Consider the following 21,138-nt stretch of genomic DNA (forward strand, 5'->3'; position numbering starts at 1 on the left):
TTTGCTCCTTTAAATATCGTTTCTTTGTATTTTAACTTGCTCCATTTCGCATTTTTGCAAAATGGATTTTTCATATTCGCAATTTGGATTTTGTATCGCATTTTTTACATATCGTTTTACGCTCGCCTTTGCTCTGTCTGGCTTCATTCTATTTGTCATAATCCACTTGTAAGCCTCTAGTGGCAAAGCGTAAATTTTAGCTAGCTCTTTATCGTATTTGCTTACTTTCATAACTCTTAAATTGTTAATGATAGTTTCGTCCGTGTAAGGGCTGTTAAACACTTTTAGGATTAAAAAGGCTATTTCGGTTAGGTAATAATCATCTGCTCGCTTCTCCCAGTCTGGGTAAAACTTATCGAGAATTTTAAAAAAGGTTTCTAGCGTGTTAAGCTCTTTTGGTAGCATTGATTTAGCCTTTTTGATTTTTTTAGTATTTTATGAAAAAGGCTGTTTGTCCTCTCGTGGAGTGATGAGGTTAGGGGCTAGCCTCGCCCCCTTTAGATTATGATTAGCTTGCTCGCATATCGTTTTGCAAGCTCGCACCTTTTAAGGGCTTATGCCATTTAAAAATCCCTTTGGCTTCTAAGGGATTATTTTTGTTAAAGTCCTCTTTGCTTTTATCGCTAGGACTTAGGCGGTCAAGCTGTCTTTTTAAGTGCTTTACTTGTGCTTCTGCGTGCCTGAGTTCGTTAATGTAATAATCTACGAATAGCCACGCTTTAGCCCCTGCTTGATAAATGGCTTTTCTTTTGCTGAGGTTCTCGCTTTGCTCTAGTGTGCTTATTAGCTCATCAAAGCTTTGAGCCTTTTCAAGCTCGTATAATTTTACGTATCTCTTAGCTGTCATTTTTTTTGCTCCTTAGTCGCTTTTGTGTCTTTTAGCGCATAATTATCAAGCGTTGAGGCAATATCGAGTAAAATGCCACTTAGTAAATAAGTAGCGTTTAGCCTCTCCTTGTCGTCTATGCTCTCGTGTTTATTTGCTAGTGCCAGCATTAGCGTTGATACTTGTCCTAATACGCAAGTTATTTCAACGCCTAACTCAAAATTCTCATTGATTTTGTTAAAAACTAACTTCATTTTTGCTCCTTTAGTGATAGTTTGCTTTTTAGCTCATCGTTTTCATCGCACAAGGCTACGTAATTACTAGCCAGCTTCTCAAACTTTGCTTTTGCTTGCTCTATCTCGGTTTTTAATTGCTCGTTTTGCTCCTCTGATTTGGCAAATAAAGCGTTTGTTCTGCCTAGGCTTTGAAATGCTCTATCTCGTTCGCCTTTTAGCGCATGGCTCTCATAAAAAAGCGAATATGCCACATCATAAAGCGTTTGTTCGCTTGCCTCTGTGTTGCCGTTGTTCTGCTCGATAATAAACTCGCAAAACCTTTTAAACATTGGTCTTTCTGAATTGGTTGGGATTAACATTTGTTCTCCTTTAAAAGTATGTAAATAAGTATTTTTTTAGTTAATTATATACTTAATTAAATATCTTGTCAAGCTCTAATATACTTTTTTAATGATATTTTGCTATTATTAGCTAATTAAATAATTATATAAAGGGTAAAAATGGATAAAAAAGAGTTTAACGATTTATTGAAACGTGCAAATTTATCAAAAAAAGGCTTTGCTGATTTGCTTGGAGTTTTGCCCTCATCTGTAAATAATTGGGGTAGCTCTCAAAATATTCCTTATTGGGTAGAGCCTTTTTTAACTAGCCATATCAAGGCTAAAAAATACGATGATATAAAAGCGATATTTGATGAGGTAGAAAACAAAGAGGATTAACATTATTTGTAACGAGCGACTTTTTTCGTCCGTTATATGTAACGTTACACGTGTTACCCCTAGGGTGTCATTACTAATGACCCCCTTTAAAAGCTGTATGTATTTAATTCACCCAGCTCAAAATTACGCTTAGAATAGGGCTTTTACGCTCTTTCTAGTGCTTAGCTTGCTCGTCTTTTTAACCGCCGACCGCGATTATTTTTAGCCCCTTGATAATTAATTTTTTCATTTAAGGATAAGGGGAGATTTTTTGTAATAAAAAGGTCATTGTAGGGTAGTTTTACAAGGGCACACTATACGTTGCTTTTCTTAAATTGTGATTTTCGCTCGTACGTGGCTTGCGTGCAAAGCTCTAGCCCCTCGGTGCTGGCTTTGATTTTTGATTTTAAAAGATAGACGAAAAACGCTAAAAATATGGCAAGCGGTGGCATTCTCTGCAATACCCTTTTTTATGAAACCTTAAGCAAGCTAAAAAATGGCTGTTTTGGCTTAAGGTTAAAAGCCGTTTTCTTTTTTTGCTAGGGTTTTTCAATTTTTTTTGAATAACTATTTTTTTATTAGGGTTTTCGTCAAAAATGTAGAAAACTGCCCCCTTTTGTAAGGAGGGGGTATTTTTTACCCACCCCTTTAGCTGTCATCGTTTCAATTTTTTCTGAAACGATGATGTAACCGATATTTTAGCCCCTATTTTAAAGCTGGCTACGTTTAACGTAGGTAGCTTTTACGTTTCACTTTCAAGGCTCGAGCTTTGACAATAGGGCTGTTTGGGTTTTATTGTTAGAGCTAGTTGGGCGGATAGCCTATTTTTATGGGTCGGCTCGCGTCCTTAATTTTAAGGGGACGGACAAAGCTCACATTTAAAGGCTTTGCTACGTAAGCCAAAAATTAGGCTAACGCATAAAACATCCGTGCGTTGAGGTAACGAGCCAAAATCTCGGCTGGTTATGCTCTTAGCTCTCTTTTGTTATCTTTTGACTTGTAGGGCTTGATTATGCCTTGCTCTTTAGTGGTCTTGTCTAGTATGGATTTAAACTCATCTAGGACATAAGGGAGTTGTAAATTTAGCCTTTGTTTGAGAGGCAAGGGGTTATCTTTGCTTTTGGGATTTATGCTAACTACGGCTTCGGCTCGGTAGATAGGCAAGTTTAGATTATTCTTTTTTGCCTTGTCATAAAAATACACTCTAGTTAATACATCGTTGTTTTTTAGATACTTGGTATTTTCAAAGTTAATAACCTCATCGCAAAAGGCTTCAAGGTTAAAGGGGCTATCCTTATCAAAACAAAGGTCAAGAGATGAAACGTTATTAATCACGCCTAGGAGCTCCACTATTAACTCTTTTGGTGGTGGTGTCTTGTTGTATTGTCTAAGTCCATAAACTTCAAATAACGCCTTTTGTGGCTCATTGCCTGACGATTTTAAAGTAGCGTAAAAAATAGGCAAGTCACTAAGAGCATAAATATTTACTATCTCATAATCTCGAAACTCATAACGGCGTTCTATCTTGACGGCTTTTGCTGTCTGTTTATCCAGCTTTAGCCATTTTTTGCCATATTTTCGAGCGATTGATTTTAAAAGGTCGATTTTTTTATGGATCTTTTGCGTGATAGCCTTTTTGTAAAAAGTCGCCCTTATCGTGTCTATGTAAATTTTGCTCTCGGCTGTGTTGATAATACTCTCAACTTCTGCTAAAATATCCACGTTTGTAACCTTGTTAAGGGCGGCTAAACTTGCTCGGCTTGACCGCCCTTAAAATTCTTTAATTAACTCTTTATTCGAGGCGTATTTTTAGCTTTTATAGCCTCGATTAGCTTTTTAGCTAACTTTACTTGACCCCTTGGCGTTATTAGAGTGATGAAGCTTAGCCCTTGCTCGCCGTTTGGCTTCGTAAATGTCTGCGGTTTGCGCCTAAAATAGCCCATATTTAGATACTTTTGCAAAGGCTCGTTATTAAACATCAAAATCCCCAGCTCGCGCATTAGAGCGAATAAGCGTATCTCGCCCGTGTCTATGCTCTTATCTTTATTACAAAGGATTTTCGCATATTCACCTATTTTAATATCGCCCTTGCTAACCTCAACGGCTCGCGCGAAATCTACGTAAGGCGCGTCAGCTTCTATCTTATGCTCTAGCTGTTTATTTTTGTCCTGCTCGTCCGCGTATCTTAATGCCAGCTGTGCGAATACGCGCGGGTCTGCTAAGACGTTTTGAATATCCAAAGGGCGGTTACTGCTGTTTAGGATAAAATCGCTCGCCCAGTCCCTGAATAAAATCGTCTGTGGAGTTTCGCGCAATTTAAAGCCCAAAGTAATAACGCCCTTTTTAGTCCAAAAAGTCTGCTTTGCGTTACCTGTCAGATTTTCTGACAGATAGAAATGCACGCCCTCGACGTATTCGCCCGTCCTCTTTTGTTCTCTTACGGTGCTTTCGCTAACGCCAAATCCGTCTGCGACTTGCTTATTAGATAAGCTCCACGTATCTTTATACTCCAAAACTTCTAAATCTAAATTATTAAACGTTACTATTGTATTCATCGTTGTATCCTTGCTCCGTTAGTTCTCTTACCTGCTTTCTTAAATTTTTGTTGATGTAAAATAGATCGTAAGCCATATTTATTAGCCCTTGTGGTGCTTCTTTCACACTCGAAACGCCGTAAGTTCTTAAATGGCTAGTAAATTCTTTTATCTTTTTAGGCTCGATAGCGATAATCGCTCCGCCTTTGCCTGCTGTTGTTATTTCTAACCTCATCTTATTATCCTTTCTTGCGTTGAGGTGCATTGTTCGACGACTTAGATTTTAGCCGTCGGATTTTGTCCTCTAGTTTGTTAATCTCTCTTGCTAGTTGTAGCGATGTATCGTAAAAGCTAAGGGCTACATCTAAGGCTTCATCAGTCTGCTTGCTAGTTTCGCCCTCTTTTATGGCTTTAAATAGGCTAGGGTTACGCTCTTTTACTATTAGCATAAAGCCTAAGTAAAAATCCTCCTCGCTCATATCGTCATATTTTGGTTTTAAGGGCTTCATCTTTCACCCCCTTGCTCTGGTGTCGCTCCGCCTTGCTTTTTATACATAAAAGCTTCGAGGTCATCACGTTTAAAGCGGATAGTTTGATTTGTGTAAATAATAGGTTTTGGGAAGTCATCCATTTTTTGATAACGATAAAGAGTTGATAAGCCTATGCCTAGAAACTCCGCCGCCTCTTTTTTGTTGAATAAGTGTTGTGCTTGTGTCATTTTTTATCCTTTGTCTTGATTTACAAAAGCTAACGTTAAAAACTTGCAAGTATTGTTAGTTTGTCTTGGTTTGATGTGAGAATACTAATAAATAAAAATGTTAATAGCTAGTGTAAAAGTGGCGTTAAAATCGATGTTAGAAAAATTTTTTAGTATTGAAAAATGATGTAAAAAAATAAAAAATTTACATCAAAAATAATGTAAATTTTTATTTAGAGTATTTTTTTACCGCTACTCTTAAATCTTTTATGGCACACAAAAGGTCTGTGTGGCTTATCCTTTCGCTATGCACTTGTCCGCGCTTTATGAGGTTGGTAAATAGTATGCCTTCTGCATCTTTGTGAGCGTTAGTTCTGCTTAATTTAATATTATCGTACCTACTTTCAAAATATTCTTTTAATGATTTTGCATGTAGTTCTAGTTCTTTAAACTCGATAATATCTCGCTTCACAAAACTTGAAAAATGTTGCTCCATATCCTTACAGAGTTCGGCTCTTTTTTTGTAATAATCTAGTTCCTTGTCGGTATCGTCTTTTATTCTGCTGTTCTTTTTAAAAAGTATATATCCAGAAAGGGCTACTGCTACCACAAAAATAATATGCTTTTCGTTTTCAGCATTTAAAAAATAATCTAAAAAATACATTTTATTTGTTAAATCGTCTTTTTGGGTATTAGTAAATTGCTTTTTTGCTCGTCTTTCTATATCAGCAATAATTTCCTCTTTTGCCTCTTTTTGTAATTTTTCTAGTGCTTGTTGCTCTTTTTGTTCTTTTGTCACTTACTCCCCTTTCAACTCATCTAAATAATCACTCCACCACTGCATTAATCTTGCCCTCTCGTCTAGCCTTTGGCTTCGGTCGTAAATTGCTTTTACACTGCTTCGCTCTTTGTGGTCTAGGCAAAGCTCTATCACGTCGCTATTAAAGCCGTGATTTTTGATGTTTTCATTTAGTAGCGTGCTTGCTGTTGTGCGTAAGCCGTGAAATACCATTTCATCGCCAAAGCCTAACCGCTTAATCGCCTGGTTGAGTGTGCTATCGCTTAGCGGTCTTGTCGCACTTATGCCACTAGGAAAGACAAAATCGCCCCTTTTGTGCTCCAGCATTGTTTTTAAAAGCTTCTTGACCTGCTTACTCATTGGCATATAAAAAACTTCTCTTAACTTCATCGCCTCGCCTGGAAACGTGATTAAATCATTCTCAAAATCCACGTATTGCCATTTTAGCCCCCTCACGTTTGCACTACGCAAAAAGGTATTCACGCCAAATATTAATGCCTGCTTGGTGCAAAATGAGCCCTGATAGTCCTGCATTGCTCCTAATAGCTCTTTTAGCTTTTTAGGTTCTGTTATGGCTTTAAAGTGGTTATTTGTTGAGGTTTTGAAAGCGTCGTTAAAGATAATATCCCTTGTTGGGTTATGCTCGATGTAGCCTTTATTTACTGCTAAATCTAAAATTTTACGAAGTAGCCTAAAAGTTCTTAACGATGTTTCATGTGTTATCCCTCTTTTTGCCTCTCGTGCTTGTATCTTCTCTATTGCGTGGGCGTAGTCCCTGCGTTTTAGCTCGGTTATCTCTTTACTGCCTAGATATGGGATTAGATTTTTTTCGATACGTCCGATTTGCTTATTAAAAGCGATTAGCCCTTTACTCCGCTCTTTGTCTATCCACTCATCGGCTACATCTTTAAACGTGATAGCCTTTTGCTTGGCCGTGGCTGTCTGCAAGTCCTCGCCCCTATCTCTTAGCCTCTCAAGCTCCAAAGCTTTCGCTCTTGCTTCAGCTAGTGTGATACTTGGGTATTTGCCTATTTTGATTTGTTTTGTTGTTCGCTTCTCGTCGCTCTCTTGATACTTGAAATAAAATGTTTTGGTGGTTTCTTTTTGGGTCTTGTATGCAAGCACATATAAAAATTTCACTCCGTCATCTTTTATCCACTCACGAATTTTATTTTTGAGTGTAAATTTTTTTAGTGCTAAATCGTTCGCAAAGCTTGCCATTTCGTAACCCTTAATTTTGAGTGTAAAAAGTTACTAAAAATATTTTTTTACACTCAGATATACACTCAAAAGAGTGATATTAGATGAAATGCAATGATAAGAGATGAGAGCTTAAAAAGTGGTAAAAGCCCTAAATTTGGGCTTTAAGAAGCATTTTTTGGCAAGGTTTGAAAAGCCCTGAAAACGTCTGTTGGTGGAGTTAAGCGGGATCGAACCGCCGACCTCTTGAATGCCATTCAAGCGCTCTCCCAGCTGAGCTATAACCCCAAAAGGATTTGGTATTTTATCTTTTTATGGCTTACATTTTTTTGAAAGTTGTTTTTATAAAATAAATTTTTAAGCAACTTTTGGGTAACATTGCAACCTTTAACGCGGGAATAGCTCAGGGGTAGAGCACAACCTTGCCAAGGTTGGGGTCGCGAGTTCGAATCTCGTTTCCCGCTCCATTAAATTTTGCCCGAGTGGCGGAATGGTAGACGCAAGGGACTTAAAATCCCTCGGTAGTTTTTACCGTACCGGTTCAAGTCCGGTCTCGGGCACCACCAAAACGGCGACATGGCCAAGTGGTAAGGCATGAGCCTGCAAAGCTTTGATCCCCGGTTCGAATCCGGGTGTCGCCTCCAGACTTCAAAAATAACCACATAAAGGGATAACGATGAAAAAATTGCTTTTAATAGTTTGTATGGCATTTTTTGCAGTAGGTTGTTCAAACACTTGGCACGGTGTAAAAGAAGATAGCCACAACGCCAAAGAATGGACTAAAGAAAAGATCAACGACGGAGCTAGCTACGTCAAGGAAAAAACAGAATAATTCTTAGTGGTTATAGCAAATTTTAAGCAAAGTTGGCTATAATCACAAATCTTTAAATCGGGAGATGGCTGAGCGGTCGAAAGCGGCGGTCTTGAAAACCGTTGAGGTGTGAAAGCCTCCTGGGGTTCGAATCCCTATCTCCCGGCCACTTTAAATTTAAAATCACTTTTTATTTTCAGTCATTTTACTTATTTTTAAATTTCATATTTTTGCTATAAAAATCTAGACTTAATGCAAACAAAAAAGTAATAAACGTAGTGAAATTAAAATAATATATCCTGTCTCTAAAATTTTAGAGAAATTTGCAGTTTTTTATCTAACATAAAAACTCTAAAATAGTAAAATTTGCTAAATTCTTAGAAAAAATAATCAATAAATAATTAAAAACTAAAATTTGCGTATCTTAATAGTAAAAAATTTTATGCGAGATAAAATACGAAGGTTATTTCGGGGCTAAAAAGCTAAGATAAGGTGTCGTAGTGTGTAGTAAAACCTTGATATTTGGATATTTAAAGCAGGATATGGCTTATATTTAAATGATTAAAACCACTCTGCTGGTTAGCTGGAGCCCATATCATCAAAAAAGAACTAGCTTGATAGCTCAACCGCTTCAAACTCTAAGATTAAAATTTATAAAATAGCAAAGTTGTTAAAAATTTAAAGGAGTGATTTATGAACATAAAAAGCATTTTTAGTAAGATATTTAAAGGTGAGCAGGGGGAGGCCGATGTGCTTGAGGCTATCGGTAAAATTTTAAACCAAAAAGGCGATGAAAACTACTATCTCATCCCAAAGGCGAGCATCGACGATCCTGCTGGCTCATCTAGAGAGATCGACCTGCTTTTGCTCCATCCAGCACTTGGAATTTACGTCATCGAGGTGAAAAACTGGGATGATCTTGAGCAACTAGACGAAAATAACCCCTACGAACAGGTAAAAATCTATCAAAGAATGCTTCTTGCAAAGATAGAGTCAGTGCTTAAAAAAGTGCCTATAAATGTCGAATACAGGGTCATTTTCCCCTCCATCAGCAAAGCCGAGGCTAGTAAATTTTATGCGAAAAATCCAAGCTATCTAAATTTAAAAAATCACACCTTTTTTAAAGACGATCTAACAGACGAGAACATCTTTGCTAAATTTTTCAACTCCTCTATAAGCACGCTGCCAAACAAAAAAGAGTTTCTTAAAATTTCAGAAATGCTTGTTAATCAAAGCAGGCTAAAACAAAAGATAATCCCGATAATCACGAAAGATGAGGTTATGTTTTTTGACCACAAGCAGCTTAGTATCATGAACGGCTACACTGGTGGCTTTCGCGTGATCAGAGGCGTGGCCGGCACTGGTAAGACGATGATACTTGCAAATTTTGTTGCAAACAGGCTTGAGCGTGACGAAAATGAGAAATTTCTCGTGCTTTGTTTTAATAAAAATTTGGCCCAAAATATCAAATCAAGCTTTGGAGATAAATTTATAAACAAAAATATCGCCGTTTATCCGATAATGTCGCTACTAAAACGCATAGAATTTGACGAGACAAAGCTTGGTATGGATGAAAATACAAATATCAGCCAAAAGTATCAAATTTACGAAACCGACGAAGCGATTGCTGAGTTTAGAGTGAAATTTAAGGCCCATCTTGCAAAGCACCCGATCGACTACGTCCTTTGTGACGAGACTCAGGATATGCCAGCTGGCTTTATGCGCGTCATCTACGAGGAGATAAAGGACTGCATATTTTTCATCGACGAGGCGCAGAAATTTTACCCATACACGATGAACAACATCGCCAATATCTTTCACCATCATAAATTTGAAAAGATCGATATGAGAGGGCGCGTGAAAAATCTAAAAAACGTCTACCGAACACCTTCAAACATCGCTAGATGCGCATTTGAGATCTTGCAAAAGGACTCTGCGATAAATGACTACTACAAAAAGAGCTTTTATCTCAGTCATGACTTCATCTCAGACATCCAGTGTATCTTGCAAGATGGTAGCATAAAAGTGGTCGAGCTTGATGAATTTAGTGAGCTTAAAAAGTGCCTAAATTCCTTGCCAAATGGCGAAACAAGTGTCGTTTTAAGTAATAGCAAGGTTGCTGTAAGTGCCATAAAAGAGAGCGTCTTGCCAGAGGGTAAAAACGTAGAAGTTTTGACGATACAGTCCATTAAAGGCCTTGAGGCGCAAAATGTCATCATCCACAACTTTTTGCCGTTTTTGCAGACCATATATAAAAATGAAAGGACGCTTTTTTATAGAAAAATTTACGTCTTGCTAACTAGAAGTCGCGAAAATTTATATATCTCGCTACCTAAAAATTTGGATGAAAATTTGCCAGATGAGATAAAAAAGGTGGTAGAGATCATCAAAAAATATGCAAGCATCACGCAATACTTGCCGCCGAAAAACGAACAAATAAAAGAAAAATCAAGCCTAAAACTAGCCTCTATAAAGCCAGTTTTAAGGGACGTAAAAGATGGCGCCGAGCTAGTGGTGGCAGGCAGTCAGCTCTTTGCCATCATAGCTGGGCTATTTGCATAGTAAATTTTAATGGCAGCCGCAGCCGCAACCACATCCGCCGCTTTGTTTTATCGCGTCAAAAACTGCGTCGTAGTTTGGCTCCTGGGTCACTTCAGGAACGATTTGCTTGTGGATGATGACGCCATCTTTGATGACAAAGACCGCTCTTGCAAGCAAGCCTTTTAGCGCCCCGTCACTCATCAGCATGCCGTAGTTTTGGGCAAATTCGCCGTATCTAAAATCGCTTCCCACGCGTAAATTTTCTATGCCCTCAGTCGTGCAAAATCTCCCCATCGCAAATGGCAGGTCGTTTGATATGATGCTAAGTTTTACGCCGTGTTTTCCAGCTACTTTTTCGTTAAATTTACGTGCTTCTGCCGCGCAAACGCCAGTATCTAGTGATGGCAAGCAGACAAGCACCTCGATGCCGTTATTTCCGCCCACGCTAAATTCGCTAAGATCTTGCGCTACGACTCTTGCCTCAGGCGCATAAGAGCCGACAAATAGCTCGTTTCCGCTTAAATTTACATCACTGCCTTTAAATTTTGTAGTTGCCATGATTTCTCCTTATCTTTTAGCTTTTTTAAACGCTTGATCAAGGTCGGCTATTAGATCATCGACATTTTCGATGCCGATGGCTAAACGAAGCAAATTTTGCTTTATGCCGATCTTATCTAGCACCTCTTTTGGATATGCCTCGTGCGTCATCGTTGCAGGCCTGCAGATAAGGCTCTCTACGCCGCCAAGGCTCACTGCTAGATCAAAAATTTCTAGCGCTTTTACAAATTTATTTACATCATATTTTTCATCAAGCTCAAATGAGATAAGAGCGCCGATATCGCTTGCTTGAGCTGCTTGCATCTTTGCCTCTTGCTCGCTGTATGAGCCAGGGAAATGCACCACGCTAACGGCGTCACTATCCTCTAAAAATTTGATGATTTTATGGGTATTTTGCGTTTGTCTGTCAAACCTAACACTAAGAGTTTTAAGCCCACGTATTAGGTAGTATGCGTCCATCGGACTGATGATGCCACCAAGCGTATTTTTAGCAAATTTTATCTTTTCGGCCAAAGCATCATCGTTTAGCGTGACGATACCAGCGATCACGTCAGCATGTCCGCCGATATATTTTGTGGCGCTATATACCACGATGTCAGCTCCGTGCTCAAGCACTTTTTGATAGTAAGGCGTCAAAAATGTATTATCCACGATGACTAGAGCGCCCTTTTTGTGAGCGATCTTTGAAATTCTAGCGATATCAGTCACTCTTAAGAGAGGATTTGAGGGAGTTTCGATGAATATAGCTGCCACGTCGTCGCTTATGTCATCTTCGCTTAAAAAATTTAGATCATCTATAAATTCGCTCTTTATGCCGTGACTTTCAAAAACGCTCGTGACATACCTATATGTGCCACCATAGACGTTGCTATTTAGCAGGACTTTTTGCCCCGTTTTTATAAGGCTAAGTGCGGCTGCTGTTGCTGCCATGCCTGAGCCAAAGCTAAATGCGTATTTGCTACCTTCAACTTTAGCAAAGATATCATCAAAGGCTTTTTTTGTAGGGTTGTTGCCACGTGAGTAGGCAAATTCTTGAAAATTTTCAAGGTCATATTGCACGAAGGTGCTAGCTAAAAATACTGGCGGAACGACCGCTTTGTTTGGGTTGTTTTTGGCTTCGATGCCTTTTACGACGAGAGTGTCTAGTTTCATAAATTTCCTTTTTAAAAATTTACGAAATTTTACATGATAAAGATTAATTTTCCCCAAACCCACCCAAAATATAGCCAAACCAGTAAGTGGTAGTAAAAGTGCTTTTTAAATTTGCATTTGTAAGATTGCTAAGACTAAATTTAAGCTTTTGCTTGGTCTTCGCAAGCCGCCAATGTATGGTTTTTTACTCGCTTTTGGCTAAATTTTTACCATAAATTTTACTCTACTAGATCAACCGACCAGTTTGCCTCCTGAAGCTTCATCTCGAGCTCTCTGATCTCTTTTGAAAGCGCATCTACTTGCTTTTGAAGCGCGGCCACATCGACTGTGCTTAAAATTTTGATCTCGCTGTTTGAGTAAAGATCGACCTTTTGACTAGCACTTGTTGCAAACTCCCTAAGCACGTTTGCTTTTAGCGTCAAAGCGTCCTTTTTGGCGATCATCTCAGTTAGGCTAATGCCATCAAATTTAGCGCTCGAGTTTGTTAAATTTATAGAGCAAATGAGCCTAAAAAGTTCGCTTGTTAGCTTGTCAAGCTCTTTTAAAAGAAGCTTTGGATCCTCGCTTGGACTTTCATTTTCCTGCGTTTTTGCATTGCTAAGTAGCCTAACTTTTAGCTGTTCGATGCGCTTTTGCGTGTCAGATCTTAGGATGAGAGCCTGAGCTAGTTTCATCATTTTTCCTTTTTGGGTATTAAATTTTTAAATCATCTTAGTATCTTTTGGGTTATAATTGATTTAAAATTTTATTTAAGGAAAAGCTATGAAGTACGATTTTGACACATTAGTAAGCAGAGAAGGCACAAACTCATCAAAATGGCGTATGAAAAATGACGTTTTGCCGATGTGGGTTGCAGATATGGACTTTAAGGCTGCACCTGAGATCTTAAGCGTCTTGCAAAAGCGCCTTGATAACGGTGTCTTTGGCTACTCATTCATCCCAAAAGAGTGGAACGAGGCGATAAAGAGCTGGTGGCAAAGACGTCACAATGTGAGCTTAGAGAACGAATGGATGTGCTTTTGCACTGGTGTCATACCGGCCATCTCGACTGCTATTAGGAGATTTAGCAGTCCAGGAGATCAAATTTTAGTGCAAGCGCCTGTCTATCACGTCTTTTTTAACTGCATCAAAAACAACGGACGTGAAATTTTATCAAACGACCTTGTCTATAAAAATGGCTCTTATGAGATAGACTTTGACGACCTCGAGGCAAAACTAGCTCAGCCACTAACTACTATGATGCTTCTTTGCAACCCTCACAATCCAATAGGCAAAATTTGGGACAAAGAGACGCTTAAAAAGATAGGCGAGCTTTGCTACAAGCACGATGTTTTAGTTATCAGCGATGAAATTCACTGCGATATAACTGATCCAGGGCTAAGCTACGTGCCATTTATCAGTGTGAGCGAGGAGTGCAAAAACAACTCCATCACGTGCATCTCGCCTACAAAGGCCTTTAACATAGCTGGCCTTCAAAGCTCGGCAGTCGTCACGCCAAATGAAAAGATCAGATCAAGACTAAATGCTGCTATCAACTACGATGAGGTTGGCGAGGCAAATGCCTTTGCTATCATCGCTGCAATCGCTGCATTTAACGAGGGCGAGACGTGGCTTGATGAGCTTAGAGAGTATCTTTTTGAAAACAAAAAGGTCGTTGCAAACTTCATAAAAGAACAAGGCTTACCAGTGAAGCTTTTGCCATCAAGTGCGACCTACCTTTTGTGGCTTGACTGCAGTGCGTTTTGCGAGGATTCGAGTGAGTTTATGAATTTCTTGCGTGATAAAGCTGGACTTTGGCTAAATGACGGCAACGCTTACAGAGGAGATAGATTTTTCCTTCGTATGAATATCGCAACGCAGCGTGAGAGGGTGCTTGAAGGGCTAAAACGCTTGCAAAATGGTATAAATTTATACATTTCAAAAAGATAAATTTTGGCTGGGTGGCTTTGGAATTTAAGCTGCCCTTGCTTGATACAAAAAACTACCTAGGGCATTTTTGACCTCCCTTATTTCTTAAAGATCAAAGTAAGTTTTCTGATAAATTTAAAGGCGTGATAGCCTATGCTTGTTTAATTTAAGTGTGGAGTTATTTGGTCGTAATAGGGCAGGTAGTAAAGCCAGTTTTTGCTATTTTTGATATCTCTCCAGTATGCGCTAGCGCGTTATAAAGAGTGTCTTGACGCGTTTGGGCTGTTTGAAGCTTTAAGTAGCTTTGGATCATAAATTTAGTAGTTTAAATTTGAAAGAGAGAAATTTAAGAGCGAGAAGTCGCGCTGGTTTTGAGATGCATTAAATTTAAGCAAAAAAGCCTTTGAATGCGAATAGTCATGGTTGATTTCAAAGCAAAAAATTTAAAGCCACCGCTGACTTTTATCTTCTATTTTAAATTTAGAAAAGCTATCAGCCAAAAATAGAGCGGTCGCCAAAATACTATTTTATGCTGCCTTTATTCAACAAATTTGTGTTCGCCACACGTGCGTAATGCAGTTTTTCTTATAAATTTAGTAGTTTAAATTTGGAAAAACATAAATTTAAAGGTGAGATAGTTGCGCTGACTTTTAAACTTAGAAAAAGTCGCTTATCAAAAGAGAACAGACCGCCATAAGAAACATTTTGCCCCTTTTGAAATAGTAAATATCGCGCCCGTTGCTGCTAAATTTATCAACTTGAAAGCGAGATATCTCGCACTAGTGTTAAATTTAAAAGAAGCCATTTTGTCAAAACGATAATTTGAGCCGTTTAAAATCGTATTATCTTTCAAAAAGTGATTTTGCTAATAAATTTGATGATTTTAAAGTTTATATAAAAACAGAAATTTAAAGATAAGCTAGCTTATGCTGGTTGTAAATTTATAAAAAGGCCATTTGCTAAAGTGGGAATTTACACTCTCGTTTAAAATGATAAATTTGATAGTTAAATTCGAATAAAAGTAGAAATTTAAAGGCGGGAAAGTCCCGCCAGATATTATTTATGTAGTTCTTTTGTGTAAAACTCAACTGAGCCAAGACCCTCTTTTAGCGCCCACTCGTAAGCTTGGCTTACGAATTCCCAGTTTATGTTCTCATAAAAAGTCTCTAGGTATTTTGGGCGTGCGTTGAAGTTGTCGATGTAGTAAGCGTGCTCCCAAACATCAACGACTAAAAGCGGCACTTTGCCATCGCTCACTGGAGTTTTTGCGTTGCTAGTTTGCACGATCTCTAGCTTTTTGCTGCTTGGATCAAATACAAGCCACGCCCAGCCTGAGCCAAAAAGCGTTGTAGCTGCTTTTAAAAACTCCTCTTTAAAGTTTGCGAAATTTGCCTCGATAGCAGCTTTTAGCTCGCTTGACATCTCGCTTTTTTTAGCGATGCAGTCCCAGTAAAAGTCGTGGTTATAAACTTGAGCGACGTTGTTATATAGGCCGCCTTCGCTATTTTTTAGGATTTCGTAAAATGATGCGTCGGCAAATTTTGTATCTTTTATGAGATTGTTTAAATTTGCAACATAGGTCGCGTGGTGCTTGCCATAGTGGTATTCACAGGTCTTAGCACTTACTACTGCATTGGCATTTGCGTCAAACGGAAGTTTTCTTAGTTCAAACATAATAATTCCTTAATAATAAAATTTGTTATCTCGTATTATAGCCACAAAACATTAACAAACAAAATCTCTTAAAATTTAACCCAAAAATAGGGCTTTTATAAAAGCTAATTTTTTTATTTATAAAAGATGAGCAAATTTTCTTTATAAATTTGTGGTTAAAAGAGTGAAAATTTATATCCTAAAAGAGCAAATTTAGCTTTGCAAAAGAGAGAAAAGTAAATTTAAATTTCTCTAAATGTAAAAAATAATATAAAAATATGTGTAGAAACGTAACAAAAATAGACTATAAAAATGATAAATAAATTTTTACGTTAAATTTACGAAGCAAAAACTATCCTTTTTAGGTCAAAAATGTTACAAAAATACACATATAAAAATAAAGATATGTGAATTTACGAAACAAAATTTCTAAATTTTTATTTTTGAAATTTATAATGCACCTATCAAAACTATTACAAAGGATGAAAGATGAAATTCTTACAAGCTTTACTTTTTACATGTGCCATCAGTGGCTTAGCATTTGGTGCGGATAAGGTCTATACGATCAAATTTGCTCACGTTGTCGCAGCTTCTACGCCAAAGGGCAAGGCAGCTGACTTTTTTGCAAAGCGTGCTGAGGAGCTAAGTGGCGGCAAACTAAAAGTTCAAGTCTTCCCATCAGCTCAGCTACTTGATGATGATAGGGTTTTTGGCGCGTTAAAACTTGGTAACGTCCAAATGGCAGCTCCAAGCTTTTCTAAATTTACACCTATTGTGCCGCAGTTTCAGCTATTTGACCTGCCTTTCATCTTTAAAGATGCAGACCACCTTCATAAGGTTCAAGATGGCGCAGTTGGCGAGGAGCTAAAAGGTCTTGTGACTAAGAAAGGCTTTGTGGCGCTTGATTACTGGGATGCTGGATTTAAGCACTTTAGCTCAAGCAAAAAACCGATCCTTGTGCCAGAAGATGCAAAAGGACAAAAATTTAGAATCCAAAGCTCAAAAGTGCTTGAAGAGCAGATCAAAGCGATCGGTGGCAACCCACAAGTTCTGCCATTTTCAGAGGTTTATTCTGCGCTTCAACAAGGCGTAGTTGATGCGACTGAAAACCCACTTTCAAATTTCTATAACTCTAAATTTCACGAGGTTCAAAGCTCACTTACGCTTTCACACCACGGATATCTAGGCTATCTAGTCGTTATGAGTGATAAATTTTGGAACAAACTACCAGATGATCTAAAAGCAAATGTAAAACAAGCTCTAAGCGAGGCTACAGCTTACGAGAGAGAAGAGACAGCTAAAGAGGACGCTCACGTCATAGCCGAGCTTGAAAAATATATAGCAGAGACTAAAAAGCTAGAAATTTTCAAGATAGATGACGCACAAAAAGCTGAGTGGGAGAAGACTATGCAGGCTATCTATCCTAAATTTTACGATGTCATCGGCAAAGAGCTTATAGAAAAAACAATCGAGACAAAATAATGAAAAATTTCATTAACGCTCTTGATATATTGATAGTCTCGCTCAATAAGACTATCGCCGTTTTAGGGCTAGCTAGTGGAACGCTACTAGCCTTTGCCAACGTCGTGGCTAGATACTTTTTTGACAAAAGCTGGTCATGGGCGAGCGAGCTATCAAACTACCTATTCATTTGGTCGGCGTTTTTTGCAGCAGCATACGGCTTTAACAAGGGCATCCACGTGAGCGTAACTATCTTGGTGGAGAAATTTCCACCAGCGCTTGCGAAAGCGTGCCTGCTCTTTTCGCACATTTTAACAACTGTCTTTTTGATATTTATCGCGGTTTATTCGGTTGATTATCTTAAAATTTTACACGAGATCGAGCAGATGATAATAGACCTTGGCATACCTCAATGGGTCCCTATGCTAGTGCTTCCAATAGCCTTCGTCACAGCTAGCTACCGCTCGGCTGAAAAGGCTATCAAAGTAGCTCTAACTCCAGCAGCAAAGGTCGTAAGCAACGAAGCGCACGAGCTAGCTCATGGTAGCGTAGTCAAAGACTAAGGAGAAAAAAGATGACAATAGCATTTTTATTTATCCTGCTTTTTGCACTGATGCTAATAGGCGTGCCAGTCGCGGTTTCACTAGGCACAAGCACCGTTTTAACGATGATATTTTTTACAGATATCGACATCGCTACGATCCCGCAGCTAATTTTTGATGGTATCAATAAATTTTCGCTAATGGCGATCCCTATGTTTATCTTGGCTGGAAATTTACTAAGTAAAGGCGGCTCAGCAAGACGTATCATCGACTTTGCAAAGTCTATGGTCGGACACTTGCCAGGCGGTCTTCCTATGAGTGCGATATTTGCCTGCATCATCTTTGCGGCTGTCTCTGGAAGCTCGCCTGCGACGGTTGTGGCTATTGGTTCAATTATGTTTGCAGCGATAAAAGAGGCTGGCTATCCAAAAGAGTACGCAGTGGGCGGCATAACTACGGCTGGCTCGCTTGGAATTTTGATCCCGCCCTCGGTTGTTATGATAGTTTATGGCGTAACGGCAGAGGTAAGTATCGGCAAGCTCTTTATGGCAGGCGTTGTGCCAGGTCTAATGCTAGGTGGTATGATGCTTGTGCAAACCTACGTTGGCGCAAAAAAGCTTGGATTTAAAGCGACTAAGGCTGAGCCACTTAAAGTAAGAGTGCAAAAATTTGCAAAAGCATTTTGGGCACTTCTAATCGTCGTTGTGGTTATTGGCGGAATTTATGGAGGCATATTTACTCCGACTGAAGCTGCTGCAGCAAGTGCGGTCTATGCGCTATTTATCTCACTTTTTATCTATAGAGATATAAAGATAAAAGATCTTTGGGATATTTGCCTAGACTCAGCCCTTACAACAGCTATGATATTTTTCATCATCGCAAACGCCGTTGTTTTTGCTTATTTGCTAACTAGCGAGCAGATCCCTCAAGCGATCGCTTCGATGATACTTGACGCAAATATCGGCATGATAGGATTTTTGATATTTGTAAATATCTTGCTCTTTATCATGGGTCAGTTTATGGAGCCTTCAAGTGTTATCATGATCATGGTGCCGCTCTTGCTTCCGATAGCTACGCAGCTTGGTGTTGATCCTATTCACTTTGGTATCATCTTGGTTGTAAATATGGAGATAGGTATGGTCACTCCGCCTGTTGGACTAAATTTATTTGTAGCAAGCGGTCTTACAAATATGAACTTAAAAGAGGTTATCATGGCGTGCTTGCCATGGACGCTAACCTTGTTCTTTGGTCTTATCTTGGTTACTTATATACCACAAATTTCACTTTGGCTACCAAACATAATGTATGGACATTAAAATTTAGAGGCCTAGGCCTCTAAATTTATCCTCTTGGATCGTAATCCGCACTCATAACGATATTTTTACCATTTCGCTTACCAATGTAAAGTAGCTCGTCAGCTTGCTTGATCATACGCTCGATATTTACCTCAGTGTTGCCACTATGTGCCACGACGCCAAATGTCATCGTCGCTATGATCCTATTGTTTTCAAATTCAACTACATTTTGATTAAGTGTCTCCCTGATACGCTCTAAGATGCTAACTGCTTTTGCCTTTTTAACATCAAAGATAACAGCCAAAAACTCCTCTCCGCCAAATCTTGCAACCCTATCTTCATTTCTAAAAGCGTTTTTGAAAATTTTAGAAAGACTCTTTAGCACTTCATCGCCTGCTCCGTGTCCGTAGGTGTCGTTTATCTTTTTAAAGTTATCGATGTCACACATCACGATAGCAAAGTCATTACCGTCAAATAAATTCTTCTGTCTAAAAATTTGTTGCATAGAAGCGCGGTTTAAAAGCCCAGTTAGTGGGTCGTGGTTAAAGACAGCCTTAGCAGACTCTTTCTCTTCTAAGATGCCTAAGAATATAAATAAATTTGAGCTCTCTAGTAAAAATGATGTTAGGACGGCAAACACGCAAGATGCAGTTAGGTTAAATACAAAAAATATCTCTTTATATAAGGTATCATCTTTTACTGGTAGATCTATCACTAGATAAAAAAGCAAAAATGCCGCGATATCTAGCAAAGAGATAAGTCTGCTTAACATTTTAAAGCTAACTGATAAAAAAAAGAGGCTAATTGTCGATGTTAAAAATAAAATTTCAAAGCCCCAGCCTAGACCAAGGATAAAGACGCAAAGCGAGGCATGGAGTAAAATTTCTACTTGCAAGATGAGCATTACGATCTTGTTGTTCTCTTCGCTATCAAAGAGTATCTTTAGTGCAAAAAGATATATGCTAACAGAAAGGATGTTTGCCACAGCCAAAATTTCTTCACCTATGATACAAAATCCAATTATATAAAAAAGGTGTATTAAAAAAACCGAAAAAATAATGATCTTTAGTGATATATAAATCGAAAGTTTAGGCATTGCCATAGTCTAAATGTCCTTTTTTTAATATGGCATATTCTATACGGTCTTTGCCATTTTTCTTACCCTCATATAGCTTTTTATCGGCTATATTTATCACCGTATCCATATCTATACTTATACCACTTGCGCAAAGAACTAAACCAAAGGTCATGGTTACTGAACTTTTGTCAGGCAGTTTTACCTGCGCTATCCTTGTGCCAAGTCTGGTTTCTACTTTTTTTACGTCTTCAGTTTTAACATCAGGCAAGATAATTAGAAATTCTTCTCCACCCCACCTACAAATGACATCATTTTCTCTAAATGTATCTTTTAAAGACAGCGCTATCTCTTTTAAAACCTTGTCGCCCCAGTCGTGTCCGTAGGTATCGTTTATCTTTTTAAAGTTATCTATATCTCCTAGCATAACGACTAAATTCGTATCACTACTATTTTCTCGAAGCTCTATAAGCTTATTTTTTAGTGTATTTTCTATTGAGCGTCTATTAAAAAGACCAGTTAAAAAGTCATATTTGGCAACCCTCTCTATCTCCTCTTTCTCTTCGCTGATCTGTTTGTAGCCACTAGATGTGATCGCATCAGCAAAACCAGATAGCCTAAAAACAAGAAAAAAAATAAATGCAATACTGCAACAAGTGATAAAGTGTTGAACTTGTTCAGAAGCTACTCCTAAAGAATCTTTATATGAAAAATAAAGCCATAAAAGCACTAAAATTTCAAAGATGCTAACTGAATAGGTAACTATCCTTTTATTAAAAGCTAAAAAGTAGCTTATAAATATATCTCCAATTAGTATTATCCAAATGTTACAGTTCCAGCCTATATTAATAACGCCAGCAATAACAACAGCAGTTGTATTTATATGAAAAAGAGCTGATATTAGATATCTCTTTTTTACGTCAAATTTTAGCCTTAGTGGTATATTTATGCAAAAAAACAAGAGACAGATCAAAACAATTAATAGGCTTTCACCAAAAAAACCAAATACTAAAATAGCAATTAAATTACTTACTATCGCTACGTTTAATATCGTTTTGTAAATGTCATCGATAGCCTTATAGCTATCTTGCTCTATAAATTCCTGTACCAAGCATTCTCTCCGTTAATTTCATCCGTTAAATTTAATTAGAC

At 38.2% G+C, this 21,138-nt stretch carries 24 protein-coding genes and 5 tRNA genes; 11 read left to right on the forward strand and 18 right to left on the reverse strand.

Annotated elements, in window-relative coordinates:
* Window positions 1-9: 9 nt before the first annotated feature.
* The 4 genes from CYP26_RS10550 to CYP26_RS08900 all read right to left on the reverse strand — a co-directional run bounded on the left by CYP26_RS10550 (window position 10) and on the right by CYP26_RS08900 (window position 1,421).
* On the reverse strand, window positions 10-405 hold the full coding sequence (locus CYP26_RS10550; RefSeq protein ID WP_258031470.1) for a hypothetical protein: 396 nt from the start codon (window positions 403-405) through the stop codon (window positions 10-12).
* Between the two features lie 103 nt (window positions 406-508).
* A complete protein-coding gene (locus tag CYP26_RS08890) occupies window positions 509-847 on the reverse strand; it encodes a hypothetical protein (RefSeq protein WP_103631146.1) in 339 nt (112 codons plus the stop codon).
* Window positions 844-1,080, reverse strand: coding sequence for a hypothetical protein (locus CYP26_RS08895; RefSeq protein WP_103631147.1), 237 nt, complete (start codon window positions 1,078-1,080; stop codon window positions 844-846). Before CYP26_RS08895 ends, CYP26_RS08890 begins: the two co-directional genes overlap by 4 nt.
* Entirely contained in the window at window positions 1,077-1,421 is a 345-nt protein-coding gene (locus CYP26_RS08900) for a hypothetical protein (protein ID WP_103631148.1), read from the reverse strand. The genes CYP26_RS08895 and CYP26_RS08900 overlap by 4 nt, the downstream gene beginning before the upstream one ends.
* Before the next feature lie 141 nt (window positions 1,422-1,562).
* Here CYP26_RS08900 and CYP26_RS08905 point away from each other — a divergent pair, with 141 nt between their 5' ends.
* Entirely contained in the window at window positions 1,563-1,781 is a 219-nt protein-coding gene (locus CYP26_RS08905) for an acyl carrier protein (protein WP_103631149.1), read from the forward strand.
* Window positions 1,782-2,723: 942 nt separating this feature from the next.
* Here the strand turns inward: CYP26_RS08905 and CYP26_RS08910 are convergent.
* The 8 genes from CYP26_RS08910 to CYP26_RS08945 all read right to left on the reverse strand — a co-directional run bounded on the left by CYP26_RS08910 (window position 2,724) and on the right by CYP26_RS08945 (window position 7,278).
* Window positions 2,724-3,482, reverse strand: coding sequence for an aspartate carbamoyltransferase (locus CYP26_RS08910; RefSeq protein ID WP_103631150.1), 759 nt, complete (start codon window positions 3,480-3,482; stop codon window positions 2,724-2,726).
* Window positions 3,483-3,544: 62 nt separating this feature from the next.
* Complete coding sequence (locus CYP26_RS08915; RefSeq protein ID WP_103631151.1) at window positions 3,545-4,315, reverse strand: phage antirepressor KilAC domain-containing protein; 771 nt, start codon at window positions 4,313-4,315, stop codon at window positions 3,545-3,547.
* Window positions 4,293-4,529, reverse strand: coding sequence for a hypothetical protein (locus tag CYP26_RS08920; protein ID WP_103631152.1), 237 nt, complete (start codon window positions 4,527-4,529; stop codon window positions 4,293-4,295). The genes CYP26_RS08915 and CYP26_RS08920 overlap by 23 nt, the downstream gene beginning before the upstream one ends.
* Before the next feature lie 4 nt (window positions 4,530-4,533).
* The gene (locus tag CYP26_RS08925) at window positions 4,534-4,803 is read right to left on the reverse strand and encodes a hypothetical protein (RefSeq protein ID WP_103631153.1); all 270 of its coding nucleotides are present in this window, start codon (window positions 4,801-4,803) and stop codon (window positions 4,534-4,536) included.
* The gene (locus CYP26_RS08930; protein ID WP_103631154.1) at window positions 4,800-5,012 is read right to left on the reverse strand and encodes a helix-turn-helix transcriptional regulator; all 213 of its coding nucleotides are present in this window, start codon (window positions 5,010-5,012) and stop codon (window positions 4,800-4,802) included. The genes CYP26_RS08925 and CYP26_RS08930 overlap by 4 nt, the downstream gene beginning before the upstream one ends.
* 208 nt (window positions 5,013-5,220) lie before the next feature.
* Window positions 5,221-5,790, reverse strand: coding sequence for a hypothetical protein (locus CYP26_RS08935; RefSeq protein ID WP_103631155.1), 570 nt, complete (start codon window positions 5,788-5,790; stop codon window positions 5,221-5,223).
* Window positions 5,791-7,011, reverse strand: coding sequence for a tyrosine-type recombinase/integrase (locus CYP26_RS08940; protein ID WP_103631156.1), 1,221 nt, complete (start codon window positions 7,009-7,011; stop codon window positions 5,791-5,793).
* Window positions 7,012-7,202: 191 nt separating this feature from the next.
* Window positions 7,203-7,278, reverse strand: a tRNA-Ala gene (locus tag CYP26_RS08945).
* Between the two features lie 104 nt (window positions 7,279-7,382).
* Here CYP26_RS08945 and CYP26_RS08950 point away from each other — a divergent pair.
* From CYP26_RS08950 to CYP26_RS08970, 6 genes are all read left to right on the forward strand, one after another.
* Window positions 7,383-7,457: transfer RNA gene (locus CYP26_RS08950), tRNA-Gly, on the forward strand.
* Window positions 7,458-7,466: 9 nt separating this feature from the next.
* A tRNA-Leu gene (locus tag CYP26_RS08955) sits at window positions 7,467-7,553 on the forward strand.
* Between the two features lie 7 nt (window positions 7,554-7,560).
* Window positions 7,561-7,634: transfer RNA gene (locus CYP26_RS08960), tRNA-Cys, on the forward strand.
* 32 nt (window positions 7,635-7,666) lie between these two features.
* Complete coding sequence (locus CYP26_RS10310) at window positions 7,667-7,822, forward strand: hypothetical protein (protein ID WP_021086361.1); 156 nt, start codon at window positions 7,667-7,669, stop codon at window positions 7,820-7,822.
* A gap of 58 nt (window positions 7,823-7,880) precedes the next feature.
* Window positions 7,881-7,970: transfer RNA gene (locus CYP26_RS08965), tRNA-Ser, on the forward strand.
* A gap of 524 nt (window positions 7,971-8,494) precedes the next feature.
* Entirely contained in the window at window positions 8,495-10,363 is a 1,869-nt protein-coding gene (locus CYP26_RS08970; RefSeq protein ID WP_103631157.1) for a nuclease-related domain-containing DEAD/DEAH box helicase, read from the forward strand.
* A gap of 6 nt (window positions 10,364-10,369) precedes the next feature.
* On the opposite strand, the gene tpx is transcribed toward CYP26_RS08970, so the two are convergent.
* The 3 genes from tpx to CYP26_RS08985 all read right to left on the reverse strand — a co-directional run bounded on the left by tpx (window position 10,370) and on the right by CYP26_RS08985 (window position 12,726).
* Window positions 10,370-10,900, reverse strand: a complete 531-nt coding sequence (gene tpx / locus CYP26_RS08975) for a thiol peroxidase (RefSeq protein ID WP_103631158.1) — start codon at window positions 10,898-10,900, stop codon at window positions 10,370-10,372.
* A gap of 9 nt (window positions 10,901-10,909) precedes the next feature.
* Entirely contained in the window at window positions 10,910-12,052 is a 1,143-nt protein-coding gene (locus CYP26_RS08980) for a trans-sulfuration enzyme family protein (RefSeq protein ID WP_103631159.1), read from the reverse strand.
* 218 nt (window positions 12,053-12,270) lie between these two features.
* The gene (locus CYP26_RS08985) at window positions 12,271-12,726 is read right to left on the reverse strand and encodes a DIP1984 family protein (RefSeq protein ID WP_103631160.1); all 456 of its coding nucleotides are present in this window, start codon (window positions 12,724-12,726) and stop codon (window positions 12,271-12,273) included.
* An 88-nt stretch (window positions 12,727-12,814) separates the two neighbouring features.
* On the opposite strand from CYP26_RS08985, the gene CYP26_RS08990 reads away from it, so the two are divergent.
* Entirely contained in the window at window positions 12,815-13,981 is a 1,167-nt protein-coding gene (locus tag CYP26_RS08990; protein ID WP_103631161.1) for a MalY/PatB family protein, read from the forward strand.
* A gap of 1,035 nt (window positions 13,982-15,016) precedes the next feature.
* On the opposite strand, the gene sodB is transcribed toward CYP26_RS08990, so the two are convergent.
* A complete protein-coding gene (gene sodB / locus CYP26_RS08995; protein ID WP_021087221.1) occupies window positions 15,017-15,634 on the reverse strand; it encodes a superoxide dismutase [Fe] in 618 nt (205 codons plus the stop codon).
* A 468-nt stretch (window positions 15,635-16,102) separates the two neighbouring features.
* On the opposite strand from sodB, the gene CYP26_RS09000 reads away from it, so the two are divergent.
* Genes CYP26_RS09000 through CYP26_RS09010 form a run of 3 tightly spaced genes read left to right on the forward strand, consistent with a single transcriptional unit; the run spans window position 16,103 to window position 18,932 of the window.
* The gene (locus tag CYP26_RS09000) at window positions 16,103-17,095 is read left to right on the forward strand and encodes a DctP family TRAP transporter solute-binding subunit (RefSeq protein ID WP_103590286.1); all 993 of its coding nucleotides are present in this window, start codon (window positions 16,103-16,105) and stop codon (window positions 17,093-17,095) included.
* Window positions 17,095-17,637: a TRAP transporter small permease gene (locus CYP26_RS09005; protein WP_021084026.1), complete on the forward strand. Its 543-nt coding sequence runs from the start codon at window positions 17,095-17,097 to the stop codon at window positions 17,635-17,637. Before CYP26_RS09000 ends, CYP26_RS09005 begins: the two co-directional genes overlap by 1 nt.
* A gap of 11 nt (window positions 17,638-17,648) precedes the next feature.
* Window positions 17,649-18,932, forward strand: a complete 1,284-nt coding sequence (locus tag CYP26_RS09010) for a TRAP transporter large permease (protein ID WP_103567066.1) — start codon at window positions 17,649-17,651, stop codon at window positions 18,930-18,932.
* A 25-nt stretch (window positions 18,933-18,957) separates the two neighbouring features.
* On the opposite strand, the gene CYP26_RS09015 is transcribed toward CYP26_RS09010, so the two are convergent.
* Together CYP26_RS09015 and CYP26_RS09020 are read right to left on the reverse strand one after the other, a co-directional pair.
* Window positions 18,958-19,896: a GGDEF domain-containing protein gene (locus CYP26_RS09015; protein WP_346311043.1), complete on the reverse strand. Its 939-nt coding sequence runs from the start codon at window positions 19,894-19,896 to the stop codon at window positions 18,958-18,960.
* Window positions 19,897-19,999: 103 nt separating this feature from the next.
* On the reverse strand, window positions 20,000-21,097 hold the full coding sequence (locus CYP26_RS09020; protein ID WP_103631162.1) for a GGDEF domain-containing protein: 1,098 nt from the start codon (window positions 21,095-21,097) through the stop codon (window positions 20,000-20,002).
* Between the last annotated feature and the right edge of the window lie 41 nt (window positions 21,098-21,138).

This window comes from Campylobacter concisus (genome assembly GCF_002913225.1).
GTDB classification, from domain to species: Bacteria; Campylobacterota; Campylobacteria; order Campylobacterales; family Campylobacteraceae; genus Campylobacter_A; species Campylobacter_A concisus_J.